This window comes from Collinsella aerofaciens, assembly GCF_902501475.1.
Classification (GTDB): domain Bacteria; phylum Actinomycetota; class Coriobacteriia; order Coriobacteriales; family Coriobacteriaceae; genus Collinsella; species Collinsella aerofaciens_AL.
In genome coordinates, this window is the sequence record NZ_CABWIF010000042.1 from 1 (window position 1) to 1,427 (window position 1,427).

General features: G+C 73.9%; 1 protein-coding gene. It reads right to left on the bottom strand.

The genetic code is table 11. The features are described 5' to 3' along the window. Positions 1-34: 34 nt before the first annotated feature. Positions 35-1,168 (bottom strand): IS110 family RNA-guided transposase, encoded by a 1,134-nt coding sequence (locus tag GDJ93_RS07215; RefSeq protein WP_152068280.1) that lies wholly within the window; start codon positions 1,166-1,168, stop codon positions 35-37. Between the last annotated feature and the right edge of the window lie 259 nt (positions 1,169-1,427).

Here is a 1,427-nt window from a genome sequence, read left to right on the forward strand (position 1 = left end):
TTGGGTGTTCCTATAGTTTTGTCAACCGTCGGGGCTACTCCCGGTAAGGCACCCGGTCGCGCATCACGGCGTATATCGCCCTGAGCCGCTTCCTCGCGACGGCCTTGAGCGCCCGCCCGTGCCCCATGCCCCGCGCCCTGCAGGCCCGGTAGTACTCGCCGTAGCGCCCCGAGGACCTCACCAGGCTGTTGCACGAGAAGATCAGCAGGGACTTGAGCCTCGCGTCGCCGCGCCTGGACGCCCTGACCGACCTCACCGACGTGACGGAGCTCCTCACCCTCGGGGCTATGCCGCAGTACGAGGCCAGGTGGTCGTGGTCCGGGAACCTCCCGATGTCGACCGACACCGCGAGCTGCGCCGCGGTCCTCGGGCCGATGCCGGGCACGGTGAGCAGGCACGCGTAGGTCTCGTCGCCCTCGAGCAGCGCCGCCGTCTCGGCCTCGAGGGCCCCGGCCTCGTCGAGGGCCTCCGATATCCGGGCGGCCAGGAACCTGACCTGCCTGTTCTCGGCCTCGACGAGCGCCGGCGGGGGCGCGGTGGAGGCGGCCGCGGCCTCCCCGGCGGCCTCGGCCCGCGGGCCCTCGGCCCCGGAGCGGGCAATCCCCCACGCCCCGCCGAACCCGGCGAGCAGCTCCAGCCACCGCCGGTCCGACAGGTCGACCGCGGCCTCGAGGGCCGGGCAGGACTCGAGCAGCACCGCGCGCAGGCGGTTCTTGTCCCTGGTCGCGCAGGCGACGACGTGGTCGCGCTGCGACGAGAGGGCGCGGGCGGCCTCGAGGGCCTCGCCACGGCCCGGGACCCCCGACAGGGAGTCCGGCACGCCCAGGGCGGTCCGCGCGATCACCGCGGCGTCGCGCTCGTCGGTCTTGGCCTCGCCGGCGAACAGGCCCGCGGCGCGGCTGGCGGCGAGCCCGGGCAGGTGGGCGACCACGAGCCCCGCGGCGCGGGCCCGCCTCACGGCGAGGGACCCTATGTTGCGGAACTGGTCGACGACGACGAGCGTGCCGGCGGGCGCGGAGGCGAACAGCGCGTCGAGCTCGGCCTCCCTGTTGCGGACGGGGGCGCTGGCCAGCACCTCCCCGTCGCGGTCGATCAGGCAGGCCCAGTGCGACGACTTGCCGACGTCCAGGCCGAGCACGGCCGCGGGTCTGGTGGATGGCGCTTTCACGGTGGTATCCTTCCGGTAGTCGTTCGACCGGATGGCCTCCCCCTCGGCACTCACATTACCAGCCGCGGCACCTGCCCGGCACTTTCCTATCAGCCGTCGGGGGCGGCGCGCCCCGCGCCGGCAGCACCCAACGGGCCCTCTCGGGGGCAGGGACGTTCGGCCGTGCGCGGGCGCCCGGTCGGCGGCCCGTTCTGGGCGCGCCTCAATCGTAGCCCGAGACGGTCCCGGGCTGACAATTTCGACTGTAATGGACGTTCTT